Origin of the sequence: Pseudomonas sp. 15A4 (assembly GCF_016925575.1) — a bacterium.
Classification (GTDB): domain Bacteria; phylum Pseudomonadota; class Gammaproteobacteria; order Pseudomonadales; family Pseudomonadaceae; genus Aquipseudomonas.
In genome coordinates this window covers 2,928,855-2,952,463 of sequence record NZ_CP068986.1, presented here as the reverse complement: position 1 = coordinate 2,952,463, position 23,609 = coordinate 2,928,855, and the positions used below count along the sequence as shown (strand labels likewise).

The following is a 23,609-nucleotide window of genomic DNA, read 5'->3' as shown; positions in this document are numbered from 1 at the left end:
CCTGTTTGTCCGGGAGAGCGGCGGGCGTCGTGGCGGGCGCGAGCTGGCCGCTGTCTTTCAGCGCTTTGGCGACTTCCGGCGGCATGTATTTCTCATCGTGTTTGGCCAGTACTTCATCGGCGACGACCACGCCGTCGGCATTGAGCTTGCCGAGCGCAACGATGCCCTGCCCTTCGCGGAACAGGTCCGGAAGGATGCCGCGATAGGTGATGGGCACCGACTTGTTGAAATCGGTGACGGCAAAGGTGACGTCCAGGGAATCCGGCGAGCGCTGCAGCGAGCCCTGAACCACCATGCCACCGGCGCGAATTCGCGTATCACGGGGCGCTTCGCCGCCGGCGATCTGGGTCGGGGTGTAGAACAGGTTGATGTTTTCCTTCAGCGCGCTGAGTGCAAGGCTGACCGCGATGCCGACCCCGGCGAGGATCGCCAGGATGATCAACAGGCGCTTTTTTCGCAGCGGATTCACGTAATGCTCTCCCGGCGCAGACGACGCGCCTCTTGTTGCAGGTAACGCCGACGCGCGACAACCGGTGCCAGCACGTTGATCGCCAGCACGGTGAAGCAGATGCCATAAGCCGACCAGACATACAGACCGTGCTTGCCCATGGCGAGAAAATCGCTGAAAGACTCGAAGCTCATCGTTCGGCTCCATGGCGAGGTGACGCTGGGCGGCCTGAGTGCTTCATCAACTCATCCTTGACCCACCCGGCGCGGGCCTCGCGCTTGAGCACTTCCAGGCGCATGCGCATCAGCAGCACCGCACCGAAGAAGCAGTAAAACCCCAGACCGGTGAACAGCAGCGGCAGCCACATTTCGGCAGGCATGGCGGGTTTTTCCGTCAAGCTGAAGGTCGCGCCCTGGTGCAGGGTGCTCCACCATTCCACCGAGTATTTGATGATCGGGATGTTGATCACGCCGACGATGGCCAGCACGGCGCAGGCCTTGGCGGCGCTGTCGCGGTTGGTAATGGCGTTGCCCAGCGCGATCAGGCCGAAGTACAGAAACAGCAAAATCAGCATCGACGTCAGGCGCGCGTCCCAGACCCACCACGAGCCCCACGTCGGCTTGCCCCAGATCGCGCCGGTGACCAGCGCCAGGGCGGTCATCCACGCACCGACGGGCGCCGCACATTGAAGCGCGACGTCGGCCATCTTCATTTTCCAGACCAGCCCGACTACGCCGCACACGGCCATCATCACGTAGCAGGACTGCGCCAGCATTGCCGCCGGCACGTGGATATAAATGATGCGAAAGCTGTTGCCTTGCTGGTAGTCGGGCGGCGCGAACGCCAGGCCCCAGACCACGCCGATGCCGATCAACAGCGCGGCAGCAATGCTCAGCCACGGCAGCAGACGGCCGCTGATGCCGTAAAACCATTTGGGCGAACCGAGTTTGTGGAACCAGCCCCAACTCATGCCGCCTTTAGCCTTGGCGCTTGTGTTCATCATGCTGCCTTTTCATCACGGTGCTCGTTATCACAGTGCGTCTCCGCCAGAGGCGCTATCAGGGCGAGGCGCTTCTTATGACTGAAGCGTCCAGGACCTGCCGGCGGAAAAACTGTCCGCTCGGTCAGGGTGCGATTATTCGCCAACGCTGATCTTCAAACCAGCGGCAATTGCAAAAGGCGTCAGGGTTACCGCCAGTGCGGTCAGGCTGCCAAGCCAAAGCAGATAACCGGTCGCGGGCATGCCCTCAAGTGCAGCCTGCAACGCGCCGCTGCCCAGAATCAGTACGGGGATGTACAGCGGCAGGATCAACAACGCCAACAGCAGACCGCCGCGCTTGAGCCCTACGGTCAACGCCGCGCCCACCGCGCCGAGCAGGCTCAGCACCGGCGTGCCCAGCAGCAGCGACAGCAGCAGGACCGGCAGACACGCGGTGGGCAGGCCCAGCATCAGCGCCAGCAGCGGAGACAGCAACACCAGCGCCAGCCCGGAAAACGCCCAGTGCGCCAGCACTTTGGCCAGCACCAGCAGCGCCAGCGGCTGCGACGACAGCACCCACTGTTCGAGGGAGCCGTCTTCGAAATCGCTGCGGAACAGGCCGTCCAGCGACAGCAGCACGGACAACAGCGCGGCCACCCACACCAACCCTGGCGACAGGCGCTGCAGCAGTTGCGTGTCAGGGCCGACGGCCAGGGGAAACAGCGCGATGACGATGGCGAAGAACACCAGCGGGTTAAGCAGCTCGGCCGGGCGCCGAAACAGCAGGCGCGCTTCCCGGGCGATCAGCAGGGTAAACACCTGACTCATGCCGCCCACTGCCCCAGGTCCAGATCGCGATAGCCTGAAGGCGTGCGGCTCAGGGTGTGGTGGGTGGTCAGCACCACGGCGCCGCCGTTTTCACAGTGCGCCGCCAGGTGCGCTTCGAGTTGCGCGACGCCCTGTTTGTCCAGCGCCGTGAAGGGTTCGTCGAGCATCCACAAGCGAGGGCCCGGCAAATACAGGCGGGCCAGCGCCACGCGACGGCGCTGGCCCGCCGACAAGGTGTGGCACGGCACGTCTTCAAAGCCGCGCAGGCCGACCGCTTCGAGGGCGCGCCAGAGGTCGGCGTTTTCCACGGGCGTGTGCAGCGCGCAGAGCCAGGCGAGGTTTTCCAGAGGGGTGAGTAAATCTTTGATGCCGGCGGCGTGGCCGATCCACAGCAGGTGACGGGTCAACTCGCTGCGCTGACTGGCGAGGGGCTTGCCATCCAGAAGCACACTGCCGGCGGTGGGCTGCATCAGCCCGCACAACAGGCGCAGCAGGCTGGTTTTGCCGCTGCCGTTGGGGCCGCTGATCTGCACCATGTCACCTGCGCTCAGCCGCAATTCGAGGTGCTCGAACAGCAGGCGCCAGTCACGCTCGCAAGTCAGCGCCACGGCTTCAAGAACGGGGATCGGCATGGGGACCTTCTTTTCAGTAGCAGCGGCACGGCGGTTCAAGTCGGGATCATGACGGCCGTTATACTGATGCAGCTTAACGGTGGACCGCCGACGCAGTCGGTGCCGGATTATACATACCCGGACCCGCCACCCAGAGCGCAAATTTACCGAGTCGGGATCTGATGACAGGCGATATACCCAATCTTTCTCCAGTAGCAGCGGCCACGGCCTTGCTTCGTGCAGGCGTGCCGGCGGGCGAAGTGCTCAAGCTGATGGAGCCGCGTGAAGGGCTGTTGACCTCGGGTCAGCTGGCCAGCGCTGAAGTGGTGAGCCTCAAGCAACTGGGGCAGGACTTTCAGCTGCTGCTCAAACTGACCATGGACAACGGCCGGCAAACCACCCTCCCCGTCAGCAGTTCACTGCCGCTGACCCCCGGCACCAACGTCAATGTCGCCCAGGGTTCGGCGGATACCCTGACCATCAGCGTGCAGGACCTGCAGAAAGCCGCCGCCAACAGCCTGACCAGCATCGACACGCGGCAACTGCCCGCGGGCACGCTGTTACAGGGCAAGGTACTGACCACTCAAGTGGCGGCGCAGAATGTCGCGCAATTAAGCGGCCAGTCCGCTGCCAGCACGGTGCCAACCAGCTACCGTTCCATCGTCATCCTGCTCAACACGGCCCTCGCCGGAACCAGCCTGACCGTCGACAGCCCTCAGCCGCTGCGGGTCGGCAGTCTGCTCAGCGCCCAGGTGCAGAACAGTCAGGCGCTGAATTTCGTCGCCTTGCCCAATCGCCTTGATGAACTGGCCCTGGCCCAGCAGTTATCGACCCAGCAAAGCCGTCAGGGCTCGCTGCAGGGCCTGATCGCCGCCCTGCAAAACATGCCGGCGCCGGCTGCCGATGGCGACAATCTTTCGCCGTCGCTGCGGGCCACCATCGAGCAACTGCTGGCCGATCTGCCGGATGTCCCGCAGATGACCACCGCCAAGGGCGTGGCCCAGGCGCTGAATGCCAGCGGGCTGTTCATGGAATCGCGCTTGCTCGTCGGGCAAAACCCGACGCTGGTGCCGGACATGAAAGCCAACCTGCTGCGGCTTGTCACACAGATCATGCCGGGCCTGCCGGGCAACGTCAGTTATGACGCTGCGGCGGCCGGCAATACCTTGGCGCGGGCCATGCCCAGCGTGTTGCGCAGCGCCTTCGGCACGTTGGGGCTGGTGGCGCCGCCGAGCGATCCGATCAACTTTCCATTGCCACCGCGCACCCTCGGGCACCCAGGCAGCAAGGACGATCTGGAGATGCTGTTGAAGCTCGCGGCGGGGGCGATTTCGCGCCTGCAGAGCCATCAGCTGGGCGGGCTGGAGCAGACGCGCACCCATGCTGATGGCACCCAGGTCACCACATGGCAGTTGGAGATCCCGATGCGCAATGCCCACGACATTGTGCCGTTGCAGGTCAAGGTTCAGCGCGAAGAGACGCCTGAGCGGGACGAGCATTCCGACACGCCAGTGCAGGAGACCAAGGAGCGAGAAAAACTCTGGCGGGTGGAGCTGGCATTCGATCTGGAGCCCCTCGGCCCGCTGCACGTGCAGGCGCAACTGATGGCCGGCAGCATCGCCAGCCAGTTGTGGGCGGAACGCGAAGGCAGTGCTGAGTTGATTTCCGGCGAGCTGGACACTCTGCGTGCGCGGTTGGTGGCGTGCGGTTTGAACGTCAAGGCGCTGGAATGCAACCGAGGCGTGCCGCCCCAGGGCCCACGTACCGTGCTCGAACAACGCTGGATCGACGAGAACGCCTGATGAGCACACCCGAGCAGAACCCGCGTCAGGCCATTGCCCTGAGCTACGACGGCCACCAGGCCCCGACGCTGACCGCCAAGGGCGACGACGCCCTGGCGGAAGCAATACTGGCGATCGCCCGAGAGTACAAAGTCCCGATCTATGAAAACGCCGAACTGGTGAAAATGCTCGCCCGCCTGGAACTGGGCGACAGCATTCCCCAGGAGCTGTACCTGACCATCGCCGAAATCATCGCCTTTGCCTGGCGCCTGAAAGGCAAATTCCCGGTGGGGTTTGACCCGAATGCCGGGCCGGTGGAGCGGGATATCACACCGCGTTGAGTAGAGGCCCGCCCGCGGCTGACGCCACGCGGTCGCTCGGCCAACACTGCCCCTGTGGGAGTGAGCTTGCTCACGAAGAGGCCGGGGCATTCAGCCACTTTCTCTGGGGCTGAAAGTAAGTCTTCGCGAGCAAGCTCGCTCCCACGGGAGGGTGGCCAGGCTCGGGATCTTCGGCTGTAGAAGAACCTGTGGGAGTGAGCTTGCTCACGAAGAAGCGGGTACATCCGCTCAAAATGCAGCGGGTGAAAGGCCCAATTCGCTAGCAAGCTCGGCTCCCACAGTGCATCCCTCGGCAGCTACTTCCGCGGCGCCGTCATGGCTGAGGACAGTAAGCGTGCTCAAGGCAGCAGCGGCCCACCTCACCTATCGATTATGCCCATGCACCTTGGTCATCAGCTGCGCTTCGGCCTGGGTCAGGCCGCAGGATTGAGTCAGTTCGTCGATGCTGGCGCCCATGCCGACCAGGCGGGCGGCCTGGGCGAAGGACAGGGTCGAGGGATCGCGCTGCTCAAGGGCAGTGATCTTGTCTGGCAGCAGCGCGATGATGGAACGCAACTCGTGCAGTTCCTCACCCATTCTCACCGTCCCGCTCTGGTAATTTTCCAGGCGCCGGGCCAGCTCGCGGATGCGCTGATCACGCAGCGAATCCGCCTCCATCTGCTGAGTGGCCTGGATGCGCAAGCGCTTGGTGTGGGCCATGAACATCGCGACGCTCGCGACCCACAACACCGCCAGAAAAATAACCGCCACATCGAGAATCAATCAGATGCTCTCCAGCTCGGACCACTCTTCCTCGGACATCATCTTGTCCAGTTCCACCAGGATCAGCAGTTCGCCGTTCTTGTTGCAGACGCCCTGGATGAATTTGGCGGACTCGTCGTTGCCCACGTTCGGCGCGGTTTCGACTTCAGACTGACGCAGGTAAACGACTTCAGCGACGCTGTCGACCAGGATACCGACCACTTGCTTGTCGGCCTCGATGATCACCACTCGGGTGTTGTCGCTGACTTCAACCGGGTCCAGACCAAAGCGCTGACGGGTGTCGATCACGGTGACGACGTTACCGCGCAGGTTGATGATCCCCAGCACGTAGCTTGGCGCGCCCGGGACCGGAGCGATCTCGGTGTAGCGCAGCACTTCCTGAACCTGCATCACGTTGATGCCATACGACTCGTTGTCCAGGCGGAAGGTGACCCATTGCAGAATCGGATCTTCGGAACCCTGTGCTGACGACTTCTTCATACCCCTAACCCCTTGCGTGTTGTGCGGTGCGGTCGACGTTTCGTACGCCGCCCTGTGTTGATCTGACGATGTTTATTGATGCGTTTTCATCTGCTTGACCGCGCCACTGGCAATCAGCTCGGCCAGCTCGGAAACGTCCAGCAACGCACACATGTGTTCGATCACCGTCCCGGCAAGCCAGGGCCGCTGACCACGATGGGTGCGCCATTTGATTTCGTTGGGGTCCAGGCGCAACGAGCGGCTGACCTGATGCACCGCCAGCCCCCACTCATAGCCCTGAACCGAGATCACGTATTGCAGGCCCTGACGAAAATCGTCGCGGTACCGGTCCGGCATGATCCAGCGCGCGGTGTCCAGCACCTTCAGGTTGCCGGCCTGGCTTGGCAGGATCCCGAGGAACCAGTCCGGCTGACCGAACAGCGGCGTCAAGTCATGGCCCGCCAGCGGGTAAATCGAACCCAGGCACACCAGCGGCACCGCGAGGGTCAGACCGGCAACGTCGAACAGCAGGCATTCGAACGGCTCGGCCGCCCAGGCCGGGCGCTCGTCGCCAGTGGGCGGCGGCGTTGGCGTGCGTTGAGCGGACAGATGCACGTCAACAACCGGCTCGACCAGTGCTGTTGGCGGTTCGTCCACCAGAGCCTCAACCACAGGCGCTTCAACAACCGGCTCAACCAGCGGAACGATGGCTGGCGGCAGAATCACCGGCGGCATGACCACTGGCCGTTCCATCACCCGCGCGGCGGCAGGTTCCGGCTGAGCCGAATACGCCAGCGAAACAGGCGCAGGCCGGCTCAACGGCGCGGGCTGTGGCACCGGCAAAGCGGCAGCCACCGCAGCGGCTACTGCAGAACGCATGCGTGCGTCATGGGCCTGCTCTTCGAGCACGGCCGCTTGAAATTCATCGACGGACTCGACGACCTGCAGCTCCTCGGTCGCGTCATAGAGCAACGCGTCCAGGTAGTTCTGCAGCGCCAGTTGTGGTCGTGAAGCGATGTCCAGGGGGCGGTTCATACGGGAGCCCGAAAAGTAGTGATGCGATTACCGCCTGATACAGATATCGGCTGCATAGCCGATGGACTTGAGCGTGCAGGCGCGCCGCTCGAAAAATAACGATCAGCGGACACTAGGCCACCTGCCCGACAAGCTGTTCGGTCAGCAGGTGCTTGAGCAACGCGCGGTAGGCCAGCACGCCACGGCTCTTGTTGTCGAACTGTGAAGGGGTCAGACCCGCGCGGCTGGCATCGCGCAGTCGCGTGTCCACCGGAATGAAGGCATTCCAGACGTGTTCCGGGTAACTGTCGCGCAGCAGCTTGAGGGTGCTCATCGAGGCCTGGGTGCGGCGATCAAACAGCGTCGGCACGATGGTGTAAGGCAGCGGCACTTTGCGCGAGCGATTGATCATCGCCAGCGTGTTGACCATGCGTTCCAGGCCCTTTACCGCGAGAAATTCAGTCTGCACCGGAATCGCCAGTTGCTGGCTCGCCGCCAGGGCGTTGACCATCAGCACACCAAGCAACGGCGGGCTGTCGATGATCGCGTAATCAAAGTCCTGCCACAGCTGGGCCAGACTTCTGGCAATCACCAGCCCCAGGCCGCTCTGCCCTGGCGACTGGCGCTCTAGGGTGGCCAGCGCGGTGCTCGATGGCAGCAGCGAAATGCGCTTGTCACTGGTGGGCAGCAGCAGTTGGCCCGGCAAACCGTCCGGCACCACGCCTTTGTTGAGGAACAGGTCGAAGCTGCTGTGTTCCAGCGTATCGGGATCTTGCCCGAAATAGCTGGTCATCGAGCCATGGGGATCGAGATCCACCACGACCACGCGCTTGCCCGCCTCTGCCAGCAAGCCGGCTAAAGCGATGGAGGTGGTGGTCTTGCCGACCCCGCCTTTCTGATTGGCTACTGCCCAGACTCTCATGTACTCGTTTTCCCCCGACCAAAGCGACGACCGGGTTTAAGGGGCAGATGACGAAGATTTGACGCCTTGCGGCGGCTTGGCGGGGACTGGTGCAGTTTGTGTGCCAGCACGACGAAGGGCGGCATCGGGTTTTGCGTTGGCGGTAGTGCCTGAGCCGGTAAGGCTGCGGCGCACGTCCAGGTTGCGCGAGATCACCAGCACCACGCGACGGTTGCGCGCGCGGCCGTCGGCGGTGGCGTTGGAGGCCAGGGGCTGGAATTCGCCGTAGCCCACCGAAGCCAGCCGCGCCGGGTTGATCCCGTCCATGGCCAGCATCCGCACGATGCTCGAGGAGCGTGCTGAAGACAGTTCCCAGTTGGTCGGGAATTGGCCGGTATTGATCGGCTGGTTATCGGTGAAGCCTTCGACGTGGATCGGGTTATCGAACGGCTTGATGATCTTCGCGACCTTGTCGATCAGGTCGAAGGCCTGATTGCTTGGCATCGCGTCGCCGCTGCCGAACAGCAGGCTGGAATTGAGCTCGATCTCGATCCACAGCTCGTTGCCGCGCACGGTCATTTGTTTGGAAGCGATCAGGTCGCCGAACGCCGCGTTGACGTCATCGGCAATCGACTTCAGCGGGTCGTCCGCGGCCTGGCCCAGCGCAGCGTCGGTCTGCTCGCTGTCCTGAACCAGCGGATCGGCAGGCCGCACAGTTTGCGGTTTCTGCTCGCCGATGGGGATCGGCTTGATGCTGCGCTCGGGCTCGTTGAACACCCCGACCAGCGCTTCGGACAGCACCTTGTATTTGCCTTCGTTCAGCGACGAGATGGAGTACATGACCACGAAAAACGCGAACAGCAAGGTGATGAAGTCCGCGTAGGACACCAGCCAGCGTTCGTGATTTTCGTGCTCTTCATGGCGACGTCGGCGGGCCATCAGTCCATCACTCCATGAAGCCTTGCAGCTTCAGTTCGATCGAGCGCGGGTTCTCGCCCTCGGCAATCGACAGCAGCCCTTCGAGGAGCATCTCCCGATAGCGCGACTGGCGGATCGCCACGGCCTTGAGCTTATTCGCCACGGGCAGAAGAAACAGGTTGGCGGACGCCACGCCGTAAATGGTGGCAATGAACGCGACGGCGATACCGCTGCCCAGCTGATTGGGGTCGGCCAGGTTGCCCATGACATGGATCAGGCCCATGACCGCACCGATGATGCCGATCGTGGGCGCGTAGCCACCCATGCTTTCGTAGACCTTGGCGGCCTGGATATCGCGGCTTTCCTGGGTCAGGAAATCGACTTCCAGGATGCCCCGTATGGCCGCCGGCTCAGCGCCGTCGACCAGCAGCTGCAGGCCTTTTCGCGAATAGGCATCCGGTTCCGAGTCGGCCACGGCTTCGAGGCCGAGCAGGCCCTCCTTGCGCGCGGTGAGGCTCCAGGACACGACGCGATCAATGCCGCCGGCGAGATCGATGCGCGGCGGAAACAGAATCCAGATGAAGATCTGCATCGCCCGCTTGAACGCGCTCATGGGCGTCTGCACCAGGCAGGCCGCCAGCGTACCGCCGAGGACGATCAGCGCGGCGGGGCCGTTGAGCAGCGCGCCCAAGTGCCCGCCTTCGAGGAAGTTGCCGCCGATGATCGCGACGAACGCCAGAATGATCCCGATAAGCGTCAAGACATCCATCAGCTGCAGGCCTCAACCAGGTGGCGACCGATATCGTCGAGGCTGTAAACGGCGTCGGCCAGCTCGGCTTTGACGATCGCCATGGGCATCCCATAAATCACGCAACTGGCTTCGTCCTGCGCCCATATCTGGCTGCCGCTCTGCTTGAGCAGGCGCGCGCCTTCACGGCCGTCAGCGCCCATCCCGGTGAGGACGACGGCGAGGACTTTGTCGCTGTAGGATTTTGCCGCCGAGCCAAAGGTGATGTCGACGCAGGGCTTGTAATTGAGGCGCTCGTCACCGGGCAGGATTTTCACCGCGCCGCGACCGTCGACCATCATCTGTTTGCCGCCAGGCGCCAGCAGTGCCAGACCGGGACGCAGGATGTCGCCGTCTTCGGCTTCCTTAACGCTGATGCGGCAAAGCTTGTCGAGACGCTCAGCGAAGGCTTTGGTGAAAGCGGCCGGCATGTGCTGGATCAGCACGATGGGTGCCGGGAAGTTGGCGGGCAGCTGGGTCAACACCCGCTGCAAGGCAACCGGGCCACCGGTGGACGTGCCGATCGCCACCAGTTTGTAGGCCTTGCGCTTGGGCGCACCTGAGGTTGGCGCGTGGTGGTGAGAAGCCGGGGCCGCTGCACGAGCAGGCGCGGGCGCAGGGGCGGGCGCCGGACGCGACGGTCGCGTTTCGGCAGCCGTGCTGCGCGGTGCAGCAGGTGGAGCAGTTGGCGCCGGTGCCGACGTGGCAGAAGGCGTGCTGCCGTAACCGCTGAAACGACGGTTGCTGCGGGAAATGCTGTGGACTTTCTCGCACAGCATCTGTTTGACCTTCTCGGGGTTGCGCGAGATGTCTTCGAAGTTTTTCGGCAGGAAATCCACCGCGCCAGCGTCCAGCGCATCGAGGGTCACCCGGGCGCCTTCGTGGGTCAGTGAGGAAAACATCAATACCGGGGTCGGGCAGCGTTGCATGATGTGACGGACCGCGGTAATGCCATCCATCATCGGCATTTCGTAGTCCATGGTGATCACGTCGGGCTTGAGGGCCAGGGCTTGTTCAATGGCTTCCTTGCCATTGGTGGCAGTACCGACCACCTGGATCGTGGGATCCGAAGAGAGAATTTCCGAGACACGACGTCGGAAAAAACCCGAATCGTCCACGACGAGAACCTTGACTGCCATAAACACTCCAAAGAGCGCGCGTCACCCTGAAGGTCGGCGCGCCCTGAATCACGTAGCTTGGGTCACATTGGCGAGACGAGACAGGCCAGTGAGACCGTTTTTCGCGCTTGAAACAGGACCTGTAGGACCTGTACCTGTAGGACCTATACCTGTAGGACCGGCTTTAGCCGGGAACGCGTCGGGTGTCACGCCGAAAAATCCAGAGTGTCCATGCGGGCCTCTTCCCGGCTGAAGCCGGTCCTACTGGGAACGCGTCGGATGTCACGCCGCACAATCCAGAGTGTCCAAACCGGCCCCTTCCCGGCTAAAGCCGGTCCTACGCGGGAAGGCGTCGGGTGTCACGCCGCAAAATTCACGGTGTCCCCACCGGCCTCTTCCCGGCTAAAGCCGGTCCTACAGAACATCGCAAGCCGCCCTACTCAAGCCAGCCCTGCTTAACCAATCCGGCGTGCCGCGTAGCGCTTGAGCATGCTTGGCACATCGAGAATCAGGGCGATGCGGCCGTCACCGGTGATGGTGGCGCCTGACATGCCCGGCGTGCCTTGCAGCATTTTGCCCAGCGGCTTGATCACCACTTCTTCCTGGCCGACCAACTGATCGACCACAAAGCCGATGCGTTGGGTGCCGACCGACAAGATCACCACGTGGCCTTCGCGTTGCTCCTCGTGGGCCGCCGAACTGACCAGCCAGCGCTTGAGGTAAAACAGCGGCAGCGCCTTGTCGCGGACGATCACCACTTCCTGACCATCGACGACGTTGGTGGTCGACAGGTCCAGGTGGAAGATCTCGTTGACGTTGACCAGCGGGAACGCGAAGGCCTGATTGCCGAGCATGACCATCAGCGTCGGCATGATCGCCAGGGTCAGCGGCACTTTGATGATGATCTTCGAGCCCAGACCTTTGGTGGAATCGATGCTGATCGAGCCGTTGAGCTGGGCGATCTTGGTTTTCACCACGTCCATGCCCACGCCACGGCCGGACACGTCGGAAATCTCGGTCTTGGTCGAGAAGCCCGGCGCGAAGATCAAGTTGTAGCAATCGGTGTCGCTGAGGCGATCCGCTGCGTCCTTGTCCATCACGCCACGCTTGACCGCGATCGCGCGCAGGACCGCAGGGTCCATGCCTTTGCCGTCATCGGAAATCGACAGCAGGATGTGATCGCCTTCCTGTTCGGCCGCCAGAATCACACGACCATTACGGGGCTTGCCCGACGCCTCCCGCTCTTCCGGCGACTCGATACCGTGATCGACCGCGTTGCGCACCAAGTGGACCAACGGGTCGGCCAGGGCCTCGACGAGGTTCTTGTCCAGGTCGGTTTCTTCACCCATCAGTTCAAGGCTGATTTCTTTCTTCAGCTGACGTGCCAGATCGCGGACCAGTCGCGGGAAGCGGCCGAACACTTTCTTGATCGGCTGCATGCGGGTCTTCATGACCGCGGTCTGCAGGTCAGCGGTGACCACGTCCAGGTTGGACACGGCCTTGGACATGGCTTCGTCAGCGCTGTTGGCGCCCAGGCGCACGAGGCGGTTACGCACCAGCACCAGTTCGCCAACCATGTTCATGATTTCGTCCAGCCGCGCGGTGTCGACGCGCACGGTGGTTTCCGCTTCAGACGGCGGTTTTTCGCTAGGCGCAGGCGCAGCAGCGCGAGCCGGGGCAGGCGCAGCGGCAGGAGCCGTTTTCGCCGGAGCGGCGGCAGCAGGCGTCGCTTTCGCCGGTTCAGCTTTGGCAGCCGGTTCTGGCTTAGTGGCCGGTGCCGCCGCGGGTGCTGCGGCAGCGACGGCAGGTTCAAACTTGCCTTTGCCGTGCAACTGATCCAGCAGGTCTTCGAATTCGTTGTCGGTGATTTCGTCCGACGCTGCGGCTTTCGACGCTGCAGCTGGCGCAACCGGTGCGACAGGTGCAGCGGCAGCATTAGCAGCGGGAGCAGCTGCACCCACGGCATCCGGCGAGAACGAACCCTTGCCGTGCAACTGATCCAGCAGCGACTCGAATTCGTCGTCAGTGATTTCGTCACTGGCCGGTGCGGCAGACGGCGCTACAGCGGCCGGCGGTTGCACCGCATCGACGGCGAACTGGCCTTTACCATGCAGCTGATCGAGGAGCGATTCGAATTCGGCGTCAGTGATTTCATCGCTGGCCGCATTACCGGCCGGCGCGGCAGCCGGTGCCGCAGGTGCTGCTGCCACGGGAGCCGCTGGTGCAGGTGCAGGTGCAGCCGGCGCAGGCGCCCCAGCCGCCTGGGCCTTGACAGCATTCAGCGAATCCAGAAGCTGTTCGAACTCGAAATCGGTAATGTCTTCGGACGGCGCTTCAGCGACCGGCTCTTCAACCACCGGTGCTGCAGCGATTTCTTCAGCCGAGGCCGGTTCCGCAAGGCGTGCCAGCGCGGCCAGCAGTTCAGGTGTGGCCGGGGTGACGGCGGAACGCTCGCGCACCTGACCGAACATGCTGTTGACGGTGTCGAGTGCTTCGAGCACCACGTCCATGAGCTCCGAGTCAACGCGACGTTCACCCTTGCGCAGGATGTCGAACACGTTCTCGGCGATGTGACAGCATTCAACCAGCTCGTTGAGCTGGAGGAAGCCGGCGCCCCCTTTTACAGTGTGAAAACCGCGAAAAATTGCATTGAGCAGGTCCGCATCATCTGGCCGGCTTTCCAGCTCGACCAACTGCTCTGACAACAGCTCGAGAATCTCGCCGGCCTCTACCAGAAAATCCTGAAGGATTTCTTCATCGGCGCCGAAGCTCATTGGGGGTGCTCCTAAAATTAACCGTCAAACCGATCCGGAGGCTGCACTGACGGCCTGCGCGCATTGCTTTCGTCGAAGCATTGGCGCGCGGGTCCAGCAGCCACTTTCACAGAAAACCTGAAGTCCGAAACAGAGTGACCGAATCAGAATCCGAGGCTGGATAGCAGATCGTCAACATCATCCTGTCCGGATACAACGTCTTCACGTTTATCGGCATGAATCTGCGGACCTTCACCCTTGGAGTGAAGTTTTTCTTGTTCTTTTTGCTGACGGAACACTTCCTGGTCGTGCTCGATGCCCGCGAAGCGGTCCACCTGGCTCGCCATGAGCACCAGCTTGAGCAGGTTGCGCTCGACTTCGGTGACCAGCGTGGTCACGCGCTTGATCACCTGACCGGTGAGGTCCTGGTAATCCTGGGCCAGCAGAATGTCGTTCAGATGCGCAGAGACCTCGGTGGTCTCCTTCTCGCTGCGGGTCAGGAACACATCGACGCGGCGGGCCAGATCACGAAACTCTTCGGCGCTGATCTCGCGGCGCATGAAGCGTCCCCAATCGGCGCTCAACGACTTGGCGTCGTCAGTCAGCCCGTGCATCAGCGGCGTGCTCAGCTCCACCAGGTCCATCGTCCGGTTGGCCGCGTTTTCGGTCAGCCTGACCACGTACGACAGACGCTCGGTGGCGTCGGTGATCTGGGAGACCTCCTCGGCCTGGGGCATGTTCGGGTCGATCTGGAAGTTGACGATCGCGCTGTGCAGCTCGCGCGTCAATTTGCCGACTTCCTGATACAGGCCACGGTCGCGGGTCTGGTTAAGCTCATGGATCAGTTGCACGGCGTCGCCGAACTTGCCTTTTTCAAGGCTCGCGACCAGCTCTTGTGCGTGTTTCTTCAGGGTTGACTCAAAGTCACCCATTGTCGAATCTTTGGAATCCATAGCGCCCTCGCAGCGGACATCAGCTATTGACGCGCTCGAATATCTTTTCGATTTTCTCTTTGAGCACTTGCGCGGTGAACGGCTTCACCACGTAGCCGTTCACACCGGCCTGAGCGGCTTCGATGATCTGCTCGCGCTTGGCTTCGGCAGTGACCATCAGCACCGGCAGGCTGCGCAGACGCTCGTCGGCACGCACCTGACGCAACAGGTCGATGCCGGACATGCCCGGCATGTTCCAGTCAGTGACGAGGAAGTCAAAGGCGCCGCTTTGCAGCATCGGCAATGCGGTGAGTCCGTCATCTGCTTCGGCCGTGTTGGTGAACCCAAGGTCACGCAACAGGTTTTTTATGATCCGCCGCATCGTTGAGAAGTCATCAACGATGAGGATTTTCATGTTCTTGTCCAATTCGACCTCCAAGCAGTCTTTAACGCGTTCAGCACCTGAACGCGCATTCAATCAATACCGGCTGCGCCGAACATGAAAAGGGGTGGAATCGACCGGGACGAGCGCAGCGAAACCGGATCATCCACGACCCGGTTCGACCGACTCCTGCCATGTCTCTTTTGCTTCCCGCTCACGTCCTGCACAGCCGGTCTTACAAGCAACACGCAGGCCTCGCGGCCCGCGCCTGATTCAGGAACGTGCGCGCCACTCGCCAAGGCGACCGCGCAACCGCGCCGCGCATTGACTGTGCAGCTGGCTGACCCGCGACTCGCTGACACCCAGAACCTCACCGATTTCCTTGAGGTTCAGCTCTTCGTCGTAATACAGCGACAACACCAGGCGTTCACGTTCCGGCAAGTTGGCAATGGCCTCGGCCAGCGCAGCCTGGAAGCGCTCGTCTTCCAGATCCCGCGACGGTTCCAGGGACTGGCTCGCGCCGTCCTCGTGCAGCCCTTCGTGTTCGCCGTCCTGCAACAGGTCGTCGAAACTGAACAGTCGGCTGCCCAGGGTATCGTTCAGAATCCCGTAATAATCGTCGAGACTCATTTCAAGTTCGGCAGCAACCTCGTGATCTTTAGCGTCACGGCCGGTTTTTGCTTCGATTGAACGAATCGCGTCACTGACCATGCGCGTATTGCGGTGGACCGAGCGCGGTGCCCAGTCCCCCTTGCGCACTTCGTCGAGCATCGCGCCACGGATACGAATACCCGCGTACGTCTCGAAACTGGCCCCTTTGGTGGAGTCGTATTTGGTCGAGACCTCGAGCAAGCCAATCATGCCCGCCTGGATCAAATCCTCGACCTGCACGCTGGCCGGCAGACGCGCCAGCAAGTGGTAGGCGATTCGTTTGACCAGCGGGGCATAACGCTCGATCAGCTCATACTGGGAGTCTTTGGACGATTTGCTGTACATGCGATAGCCACTTGCTGTCATGAGACGGGCCCTGCGCTGGTTTGATGCACGAGGCGTTCTACGAAAAATTCCAGGTGACCGCGCGGGTTCGCCGGCAGCGGCCAGGTGTCGACTTTCTGTGCGATGGCCTTGAACGCCAGCGCACATTTGGAACGCGGAAACGCTTCGTACACGGCGCGCTGTTTCTGCACGGCCTTGCGTACGCATTCGTCGTACGGCACGGCGCCTACATACTGCAGGGCCACGTCGAGAAAGCGGTCGGTGACCTTGGTCAGCTTGGCGAAGAGGTTGCGCCCTTCCTGCGGGCTCTGGGCCATGTTGGCCAGGACGCGGAAGCGGTTCATGCCGTAATCGCGGTTGAGCAGTTTGATCAGGGCGTAGGCGTCGGTGATCGACGTAGGCTCGTCGCACACCACCAGCAGCACTTCCTGGGCGGCGCGCACGAAGCTCACCACCGACTCGCCGATGCCGGCGGCGGTATCGATGACCAGCACGTCGAGGTTGTCGCCGATGTCACTGAACGCCTGAATCAGCCCGGCATGTTGCGCCGGGGTCAGGTGGACCATGCTCTGGGTGCCCGACGCCGCCGGCACGATGCGGACGCCGCCCGGGCCTTGCAGCAGGACATCGCGCAGCTCGCACCGCCCTTCGATGACATCAGCCAGGGTGCGTTTGGGGGTCAGCCCCAACAATACGTCGACGTTGGCCAGACCCAGATCGGCGTCCAGCAACATGACGCGACGTCCCAGCTCGGCCAGCGCCAGTGAAAGATTCACTGAAACGTTGGTCTTGCCTACGCCACCTTTGCCACCGGTCACCGCGATAACCTGTACGGGATGCATGCTGCCCATGTTAATTGTTTACCTTGTCTTGCTTAGACCTAAGCCACATGTCGGGCTGCACGTTCAGTGTCTGAACAATGCCTGGCAGACCATCGATGCAGGAAAATTCCACTGTCATTTTCTTCACCTAGCCCGCGCGCTTGCCGGTGCTGTGATAAAGATCCGCAAACATATCCGCCATCGCTTCCTCGCTTGGCTCCTCCTGCATCTGCACACTGACAGCCCGGCTCACCAACTGGTGCCGACGCGGCAAATGCAGATCATCCGGTATCCGTGGGCCATCGGTCAGATAGGCCACAGGCAGTTCGTGTGTCACGGCCAGGCTGAGCACTTCGCCCAGGTTGGCCGTTTCGTCGAGCTTGGTCAGGATGCACCCGGCCAGGCCGCAACGTTTATAACTGTGGTAAGCCGCTGACAGCACCTGCTTCTGGCTGGTTGTCGCCAGCACCAGGTAGTTGCGCGCCTTGATGCCACGGCCGGCGAGGGTTTCCAGTTGCAGACGCAGGGCCGGATCGCTGGCTTGCAGGCCGGCGGTGTCGATCAACACCACGCGCTTGCGCAACAGCGGCTCCAGCGCCTGAGCCAGAGACTGGCCCGGGTCGACGTGGGTAACCGGTACATTGAGGATCCGGCCCAGGGTTTTCAGCTGTTCCTGAGCGCCAATGCGGAAACTGTCCATGCTCACCAGCGCGATATTTTGCGCGCCGTATTTCAACACATATCGGGCTGCCAGTTTAGCCAGCGTGGTGGTTTTGCCCATGCCGGCAGGACCGACCATGGCAATCACACCGCCCTCTTCCAGTGGCTCCACATCGGGCGTGGCAATCATGCGGGCCAGGTGGGCCAGCAGCATGCGCCAGGTGTGGGCCTGATCATTCGAGTCCGGCACCATCGCCAGCAGATCGCGGGACAGCGGGCCGGAGAGGCCGACGCGTTGCAGACGGCGCCACAGATTGGCCTGCTGCGGACGGCTGCCTTGCAGCTGGTTCCAGGCCAGCGATCCCAGCTGGACTTCCAGCAGTTCGCGCAGGCCGTTCAATTCAGAGCGCATCGCTTCGTAGGCGCGGTCGCCCACGGCCGGCTCGGCGTTGCGCTCGGCACGTTCGGCGGCCACAGCGGCGTGGATCGACGGGCGAAACGGTTCTTCCAGCGTCGGTTCGATTTGCTTGCTGTCATCCATCGCAAGGCCGGCGAACAACTGACGATTGGCGACAGTGTCCAGCTCGCTGCGGTGGGTCAGCTCAGCTTGAGCGGTGACGATGCGCGACTGGGTCTTGCGCAATTCTTCTTCGAGTTCGACGTTCGGCACACGCGGCGCCAGTGCAGACAACTTGTAATCCAGAGCGGCGGTCAGTTCCACGCCGCCGGCGATCCGCCGGTTCCCGATGATGGCGGCTTCAGCGCCCAGCTCATCGCGAACCAGTTTCATGGCTTGTCGCATATCGGCGGCGAAAAAACGCTTAACTTGCATGACTCACTACCTCAGCCGTTGGGCCCGACAGTCGCTACGATGGTGACTTGCTTATTGTCAGGAATTTCCTGATAAGCCAAAACATGCATATTCGGTACAGCCAACCGTCCAAAGCGGGACAACATGGCGCGAACCGGACCTGCGACCAACAAAATAACCGGCTGCCCCTGCATCTCCTGACGCTGCGCCGCTTCGATCAACGAGCGCTGAAGTTTCTCAGCCATGCTCGGTTCGAGGAGAACGCCTTCTTCCTGACCCTGACCTGCCTTCTGCAGACTATTTAGCAAGATCTGTTCCAACCTTGGCTCAAGGGTGATCACAGGCAGCTCCGGCTCAATGCCGACAATGCTTTGGACGATTGCGCGGGACAATCCGACCCGTACCGCAGCCACCAGCGCGGCGGTATCTTGACTACGCGCGGCGTTGTTGGCGATGGCTTCAGCGATGGAGCGGATGTCACGAACCGGCACCTGTTCGGCAAGCAGCGCCTGCAGCACCTTCAGCAGGGCCGACAGGGACAGCACGCCCGGCACCAGTTCTTCCGCCAGTTTTGGCGATCCCTTGGCCAGCAGGGTCATCAATTGCTGGACTTCCTCGTGGCCAATCAATTCATGAGAGTGCTTGTAGAGAATCTGGTTCAAGTGGGTTGCCACCACCGTGCTGGCGTCCACCACGGTGTAACCGAGGGATTGCGCCTGAGCGCGCTGGCTGATTTCAATCCAGACGGCTTCCAGACCAAACGCCGGGTCCTTGGCAGTGATGCCGTTGAGGCTGCCAAATACCTGACCGGGGTTGATCGCCAGTTCGCGGTCGGGGTAAATCTCGGCTTCGGCCAGGGTCACGCCCATCAGCGTCAGGCGATAGGCGCTGGGCGCCAGGTCGAGGTTGTCGCGGATGTGCACGGTCGGCATGAGGAACCCCAGTTCCTGGGAGAGCTTCTTGCGCACGCCCTTGATCCGCGCCAGCAGCTGACCACCCTGATTGCGGTCCACCAGCGGAATCAGGCGGTAGCCCACTTCCAGGCCGATCATGTCGATCGGGGTGACGTCGTCCCAGCCCAGTTCCTTGGATTCCTGCGCCCGAGTCGGCGACGGCAGCAGCTCTTGTTGACGCTTGACCTCTTGCACCGCGGCGAGCTTGACCTGGTTCTCTTTCTTCCACAGCAGGTAAGCACCGCCAGCGGCCACCAGCCCGAGGCTGATGAAGGAGAAGTGCGGCATGCCCGGAACCAGGCCCATGACGATCATGATCCCGGCGGAGACAGCAAGTGCCTTGTGGGAGGCGAACATCTGGCGGCCGACCAATTTGCCCATTTCTTCCGAACCGGACGCACGGGTCACCATGATCGCGGCAGCAGTTGACAGCAGCAGAGAAGGCAACTGCGCCACCAAACCGTCACCGATGGTCAGGAGTGCGTAGACCTTGCCGGCATCGCCGAAGGTCATGCCGTGTTGCAGGATGCCCACCAGCATGCCGCCGATAAGGTTGATGAAGAGGATCAGCAGGCCGGCGATGGCGTCACCGCGGACGAATTTGCTGGCACCGTCCATGGAGCCGTAGAACTCGGCTTCCTGGGCGACTTCAAGACGGCGGCGTTTGGCTTCGGGCTGGTCGATGAGGCCGGCGTTGAGGTCGGCGTCGATGGCCATCTGTTTGCCGGGCATGGCGTCGAGGGTGAAGCGCGCGCTCACTTCGGAGATGCGCCCGGCACCTTTGGTGACGACGACGAAGTTGATGATCATGAGGATGGCGAAAACAACGATACCGACGACGTAGTTGCCGCCGATGACGACTTCACCGAACGCCTGGATGACTTTACCGGCGGCGGCGTGGCCGTCCTGGCCGTGGAGCATGACGACGCGGGTGGAGGCGACGTTGAGGGCCAGTCGCAGCAGGGTGGCGACGAGGAGGATGGTCGGGAATACGGAGAAGTCGAGGGGCCGCAGGGCGTAGATACAGACGAGCAGGACGACGATGGACAGGGCGATGTTGAAGGTGAAGAAGACGTCCAGCAGGAACGGCGGCATGGGCAGCATCATCATGGCGAGCATGACGAGGAGCAGTAGCGGGACGCCAAGTTGTCCACGGCCCAGGCCGATCAATCCGGTTCTGGCGTGGGAGATGAGTTGTGAGCGTTCCACCGATGGGCACCTGCGCGTTAAATCAATCTTTTGACGCCGAAGCGTTGTATCGGGGTTATTGCAAGAAGGGGTCCAACATTTGGGAGCGGGTTGAAAATATCAGAGTGCCAGTATTCAGAACTGGAATTTGGGTCGTGGCTGGGTACACCAAGATCACAAGCGTCGGCCTAACGGCCTCGGTTTCGCCTTCGGCGAGTTACTTGGAAAAGCACCCCAAGTAACCAAGGGTGCCTGCTCCTGGCTAGGTCCCTCCTCCGTCGGGATTCCCTCACTCCGACGACGCTCCGTGGGCACGCGCCGAACGGACATCCATGTCCTAGCGGCGCTCTCGCGGCATCCATGCCGCTCGGCCCACTCCGCGTCGTCTGCGTTCGGCCTGCACCCAAGTCGCGTTTTGTGGTGTCTGGACTTTTTGCGTAGGAAGATCAAAGGCAAAAGCTTCCCGGCTAAAGCCGGTCCCACTGACTGCACGCGGTGCCCTTGTAGGACCGGCTTCAGCCGGGAAGAGGCCGGTGTGACCACCACCCATTTCGCTGAATGCACGCGCTGCTATTTGTGGGACCGGCTTCAGCCGGGAAGGCGTCAGATGTGACACCGCAAATCATCAAGGGCAAACGACGCTCATGTGGGAGTGAGCTTGCTCACGAAAGCGGCCTTCCAGACGCTAGATGATTGGCCGATCGTCCCCCGCTCCGCGTGGGAATGCCGCCCCCGACGCTCCGCGTCCAGCCGCTAGATCACTTTCACCGCCCGCCCAATAAATTGAATCGGCCCCGTAGGCTTGCCGGTCGGGGAGCCGTTGGGGTTTTCGAGGGTGAGTTCGAAGAGTTGGTTGGCTTGCAGCGGGGGCAGTTTGCTGACAGGGATGGACAGGGTCTGGCCGGGTTTAACCAGGCCCAGGGACACGGGGCCCTGCCAGCCGTCGGCCTTGGTCCAGAACTGGAGGGCTTTGTCGGCGGGGACTGAGGTGGCGCCCAGGGGTATCAGCTGGATTTCTTCCGGGTTATTGGCCTGGATCACCCAGCCGGGAGCCTGGTTTTGTGGAGCGACCAGCACCACGAGGTAAGTTGTGGGGTTCACTGGCGCTGTCCGGATCACCAGCATTGTGGCGAGCAGCAGCGTCGCGACGAGTCCTGCGCCGGCCAGCCCGCGCCACAACGGCAGCAGATCCCACCATGAACGCGACTTCACGGCCGGCGCCTGTACAGGAGCTCGGCGGTCATGGCTGCTGACGCTGCGCGCAATGCGATCCCACAGCTGCGGGCTTGGGGTCTGCGGTTCGGCGAGCTCGGTCAAGGTCAGCAGGCGCCCTTCCCATGCGTCCACGGCTGCGCGCAAGTCGGCGTCCGTGCCAAGGCGGTTCTGGACGTCGAGCCGCTGCTCGGCCGGCAGTGTGCCCAACACGTACTCGCTGGCCAGCGCGTCCAGTTCGTCGGCACTGTCTGTTGACGGATACCTTGTCATCCCATGCACTCCCGCAATGCCACCAGACTGCGTTTGATCCAGGCTTTCACCGTGCCCAGCGGCGCGCCGACTTTCTGCGCTATTTCCGAGTGCGAGTAGCCGTCGACGTACGCATGAAGAATGCAGCTGCGCCGCGCCGGTTCCAGCTGTTCAAGGCACCCGAAAATACGTCCCGAGCGAGCACTGTATTCGAAGGTGTCGGCGTCGGTTGCGGACTCCAGTGCAGCCTCGGCCAGCAGTGCGTTTTCGCTCTGCTCGCTGACCTGAAGGGTGTTCGCGTTATCCCGCATGAAGTTCAGCGCCAGATGCCGTGTCAGGCTGAAGATCCAGCCACGAGCAGAGCCTCGCGTCGGGTCGAAACTACCCGCGCGGGTCCAGATTTTAATGAAGGCGTCATGCACGATGTCCTCCGCCAGCGCGTCGCTGCGAGCGATGCGCTTGGCGACGCCGAGCAGACGTGCGCTTTCCTGGGTATAGAGGTCGTGCAAGGCCCGTCGCTCGCCCTTGGCACAGGCTGCCAGACAGGCTTCGTAGTCAAAACAGTCTTCAGGTAAGGACAAAGTGTTCAACCGCCAACGAAAAGAAATACCCCGACCCAAAGGCCGGGGTTGCGTCGGTGCAGCGTAGATGACTTTGTGCGTCAGCGACGCAGCAGGACGTGGGACATTGGTCTACTTGGCGGCCCAGAAAATATAGTCCGCCTGGTATTTCACAATTTCCTGCTTACCCTTGGTCGCCATCGAACACTCCATCTTCGGCGCTATGCCGCCTTTGGTCGCCACGCGCTGGATGTAACTGACATTGCTCATCGCGCCCTTGCCTTCCGCAGGGTTGGCTTTGACCAACTGATAAGGAATATCGCCCGTCCCGGCAGGTGCGACAGCGAGCTGGGTGCCGGTGATCTTCGAACCGTCAGCGGCCTGCCACGTCGCCGGTGGCCCAAAATAGGTGCCGACCTGCTTGCCGCTGCGATCATTCAACACCGCTTTCGGGCCGACGAACGTCCATTCGGTCTGACCCGCAGCGTTGGGCTTGTCGCGGCACTCATAGGTGATCTCGCCCACACCCACGGTTTCCATCGCAATCTTGTGACCGTCCGGCACCTTCACCGCATCAGGCAACGCCATCTGCGCATAAGCCGCCGGCGCCGTGGCCAACAGGCAAGTGGCTGCCAACGAAACACCGAACGAGCCCAGTAATGTTTTAGCGTTCATGCCATCTCTCCATTAGATAAACAGGTCAGCAGCCATCGCTACTACCTGTACTACCCGGGGAGAACGAACTGGATGCAGCGGATTGAAAAAATAATCCAAGTGAAGTGCAAGACGACGCGGAGCGTCATGGGATGCATGCCCACGCGGAGCATGGGAACGATCAGGCATGAGCAAAAAACGTCAGCGCTTGAACAGGCCTCTTCCCGGCTAAAGCCAGTCCCACTAACAGACAGCGCGCACCCGTAGGACTGGCTTTAGCCGGGAAGCCTTTGATCTTGCACCTGATCTGCTTTTGATCTTCGTACACAAAAGGTTCAGTCACCGCAAAACGCGACTTTGGTGCAGGCTGAACGCAGGTTTCGCGGAGTGGGCCGAGCCGCAGGGATGCGGCGAGAGCGCCGTCAGGGCATGGATGCCCGTTCGGCGCGGGCCCACGGAGCGAGACCGGAGTGAAGGAACCCCGACGC

General features: G+C 62.1%; 23 protein-coding genes and 1 pseudogene. 2 read left to right on the top strand and 22 right to left on the bottom strand.

The window, feature by feature from the left end:
• Window positions 1-2: 2 nt before the first annotated feature.
• The 5 genes and pseudogenes from ccmE to ccmA all read right to left on the bottom strand — a co-directional run.
• Window positions 3-469: pseudogene (gene ccmE, locus JN403_RS13310) on the bottom strand (cytochrome c maturation protein CcmE); the annotation flags it as partial.
• Window positions 466-642 carry a heme exporter protein CcmD gene (gene ccmD / locus JN403_RS13305; RefSeq protein ID WP_122536811.1) on the bottom strand — a complete coding sequence of 59 codons (177 nt, stop codon included), beginning with the start codon at window positions 640-642 and terminating at the stop codon, window positions 466-468. The pseudogene ccmE and the gene ccmD, both read right to left, overlap by 4 nt.
• Window positions 639-1,418 carry a heme ABC transporter permease gene (locus JN403_RS13300; protein ID WP_205487309.1) on the bottom strand — a complete coding sequence of 260 codons (780 nt, stop codon included), beginning with the start codon at window positions 1,416-1,418 and terminating at the stop codon, window positions 639-641. The genes ccmD and JN403_RS13300 overlap by 4 nt, the downstream gene beginning before the upstream one ends.
• A gap of 165 nt (window positions 1,419-1,583) precedes the next feature.
• On the bottom strand, window positions 1,584-2,255 hold the full coding sequence (gene ccmB / locus JN403_RS13295; RefSeq protein WP_205482733.1) for a heme exporter protein CcmB: 672 nt from the start codon (window positions 2,253-2,255) through the stop codon (window positions 1,584-1,586).
• Window positions 2,252-2,887, bottom strand: coding sequence for a cytochrome c biogenesis heme-transporting ATPase CcmA (gene ccmA, locus JN403_RS13290; protein WP_205482731.1), 636 nt, complete (start codon window positions 2,885-2,887; stop codon window positions 2,252-2,254). Before ccmA ends, ccmB begins: the two co-directional genes overlap by 4 nt.
• 161 nt (window positions 2,888-3,048) lie before the next feature.
• Here ccmA and JN403_RS13285 point away from each other — a divergent pair, with 161 nt between their 5' ends.
• On the top strand, window positions 3,049-4,668 hold the full coding sequence (locus JN403_RS13285; RefSeq protein WP_205482730.1) for a flagellar hook-length control protein FliK: 1,620 nt from the start codon (window positions 3,049-3,051) through the stop codon (window positions 4,666-4,668).
• Window positions 4,668-4,988 carry an EscU/YscU/HrcU family type III secretion system export apparatus switch protein gene (locus tag JN403_RS13280; protein ID WP_205482729.1) on the top strand — a complete coding sequence of 107 codons (321 nt, stop codon included), beginning with the start codon at window positions 4,668-4,670 and terminating at the stop codon, window positions 4,986-4,988. The genes JN403_RS13285 and JN403_RS13280 overlap by 1 nt, the downstream gene beginning before the upstream one ends.
• 363 nt (window positions 4,989-5,351) lie before the next feature.
• Here the strand turns inward: JN403_RS13280 and JN403_RS13275 are convergent, their stop codons facing one another.
• From JN403_RS13275 to JN403_RS13195, 17 genes are all read right to left on the bottom strand, one after another.
• On the bottom strand, window positions 5,352-5,750 hold the full coding sequence (locus JN403_RS13275) for a DUF2802 domain-containing protein (protein ID WP_205482728.1): 399 nt from the start codon (window positions 5,748-5,750) through the stop codon (window positions 5,352-5,354).
• On the bottom strand, window positions 5,751-6,230 hold the full coding sequence (locus JN403_RS13270) for a chemotaxis protein CheW (protein ID WP_172612844.1): 480 nt from the start codon (window positions 6,228-6,230) through the stop codon (window positions 5,751-5,753).
• Window positions 6,231-6,302: 72 nt separating this feature from the next.
• On the bottom strand, window positions 6,303-7,244 hold the full coding sequence (locus JN403_RS13265; RefSeq protein WP_205482727.1) for a CheW domain-containing protein: 942 nt from the start codon (window positions 7,242-7,244) through the stop codon (window positions 6,303-6,305).
• Window positions 7,245-7,356: 112 nt separating this feature from the next.
• Window positions 7,357-8,145 carry a ParA family protein gene (locus JN403_RS13260; RefSeq protein WP_122536803.1) on the bottom strand — a complete coding sequence of 263 codons (789 nt, stop codon included), beginning with the start codon at window positions 8,143-8,145 and terminating at the stop codon, window positions 7,357-7,359.
• 36 nt (window positions 8,146-8,181) lie between these two features.
• On the bottom strand, window positions 8,182-9,063 hold the full coding sequence (gene motD, locus JN403_RS13255) for a flagellar motor protein MotD (RefSeq protein ID WP_122536802.1): 882 nt from the start codon (window positions 9,061-9,063) through the stop codon (window positions 8,182-8,184).
• 7 nt (window positions 9,064-9,070) lie between these two features.
• Window positions 9,071-9,811 carry a flagellar motor protein gene (locus JN403_RS13250; protein ID WP_122536801.1) on the bottom strand — a complete coding sequence of 247 codons (741 nt, stop codon included), beginning with the start codon at window positions 9,809-9,811 and terminating at the stop codon, window positions 9,071-9,073.
• A complete protein-coding gene (locus tag JN403_RS13245; protein WP_205482726.1) occupies window positions 9,811-10,968 on the bottom strand; it encodes a chemotaxis response regulator protein-glutamate methylesterase in 1,158 nt (385 codons plus the stop codon). The genes JN403_RS13250 and JN403_RS13245 overlap by 1 nt, the downstream gene beginning before the upstream one ends.
• 434 nt (window positions 10,969-11,402) lie before the next feature.
• Complete coding sequence (locus JN403_RS13240) at window positions 11,403-13,721, bottom strand: chemotaxis protein CheA (protein ID WP_205482725.1); 2,319 nt, start codon at window positions 13,719-13,721, stop codon at window positions 11,403-11,405.
• A 143-nt stretch (window positions 13,722-13,864) separates the two neighbouring features.
• Window positions 13,865-14,653 carry a protein phosphatase CheZ gene (locus JN403_RS13235; protein WP_122536798.1) on the bottom strand — a complete coding sequence of 263 codons (789 nt, stop codon included), beginning with the start codon at window positions 14,651-14,653 and terminating at the stop codon, window positions 13,865-13,867.
• Between the two features lie 19 nt (window positions 14,654-14,672).
• Window positions 14,673-15,047 carry a chemotaxis response regulator CheY gene (locus tag JN403_RS13230; RefSeq protein ID WP_172612850.1) on the bottom strand — a complete coding sequence of 125 codons (375 nt, stop codon included), beginning with the start codon at window positions 15,045-15,047 and terminating at the stop codon, window positions 14,673-14,675.
• A 240-nt stretch (window positions 15,048-15,287) separates the two neighbouring features.
• The gene (fliA, locus tag JN403_RS13225) at window positions 15,288-16,031 is read right to left on the bottom strand and encodes an RNA polymerase sigma factor FliA (protein WP_122536797.1); all 744 of its coding nucleotides are present in this window, start codon (window positions 16,029-16,031) and stop codon (window positions 15,288-15,290) included.
• Window positions 16,028-16,861, bottom strand: coding sequence for a flagellar synthesis regulator FleN (gene fleN / locus JN403_RS13220; protein WP_062385964.1), 834 nt, complete (start codon window positions 16,859-16,861; stop codon window positions 16,028-16,030). Before fleN ends, fliA begins: the two co-directional genes overlap by 4 nt.
• Window positions 16,862-16,979: 118 nt before the next feature.
• Window positions 16,980-18,323 carry a flagellar biosynthesis protein FlhF gene (flhF, locus tag JN403_RS13215; RefSeq protein WP_122536796.1) on the bottom strand — a complete coding sequence of 448 codons (1,344 nt, stop codon included), beginning with the start codon at window positions 18,321-18,323 and terminating at the stop codon, window positions 16,980-16,982.
• Window positions 18,324-18,334: 11 nt separating this feature from the next.
• Window positions 18,335-20,464, bottom strand: a complete 2,130-nt coding sequence (gene flhA, locus JN403_RS13210) for a flagellar biosynthesis protein FlhA (RefSeq protein WP_065987309.1) — start codon at window positions 20,462-20,464, stop codon at window positions 18,335-18,337.
• 732 nt (window positions 20,465-21,196) lie between these two features.
• A complete protein-coding gene (locus JN403_RS13205; RefSeq protein ID WP_205482724.1) occupies window positions 21,197-21,928 on the bottom strand; it encodes an anti-sigma factor in 732 nt (243 codons plus the stop codon).
• Complete coding sequence (locus tag JN403_RS13200; RefSeq protein ID WP_205482723.1) at window positions 21,925-22,488, bottom strand: sigma-70 family RNA polymerase sigma factor; 564 nt, start codon at window positions 22,486-22,488, stop codon at window positions 21,925-21,927. The genes JN403_RS13205 and JN403_RS13200 overlap by 4 nt, the downstream gene beginning before the upstream one ends.
• 111 nt (window positions 22,489-22,599) lie before the next feature.
• Complete coding sequence (locus JN403_RS13195) at window positions 22,600-23,142, bottom strand: DUF3455 domain-containing protein (RefSeq protein ID WP_205482721.1); 543 nt, start codon at window positions 23,140-23,142, stop codon at window positions 22,600-22,602.
• Window positions 23,143-23,609: the final 467 nt, after the last annotated feature.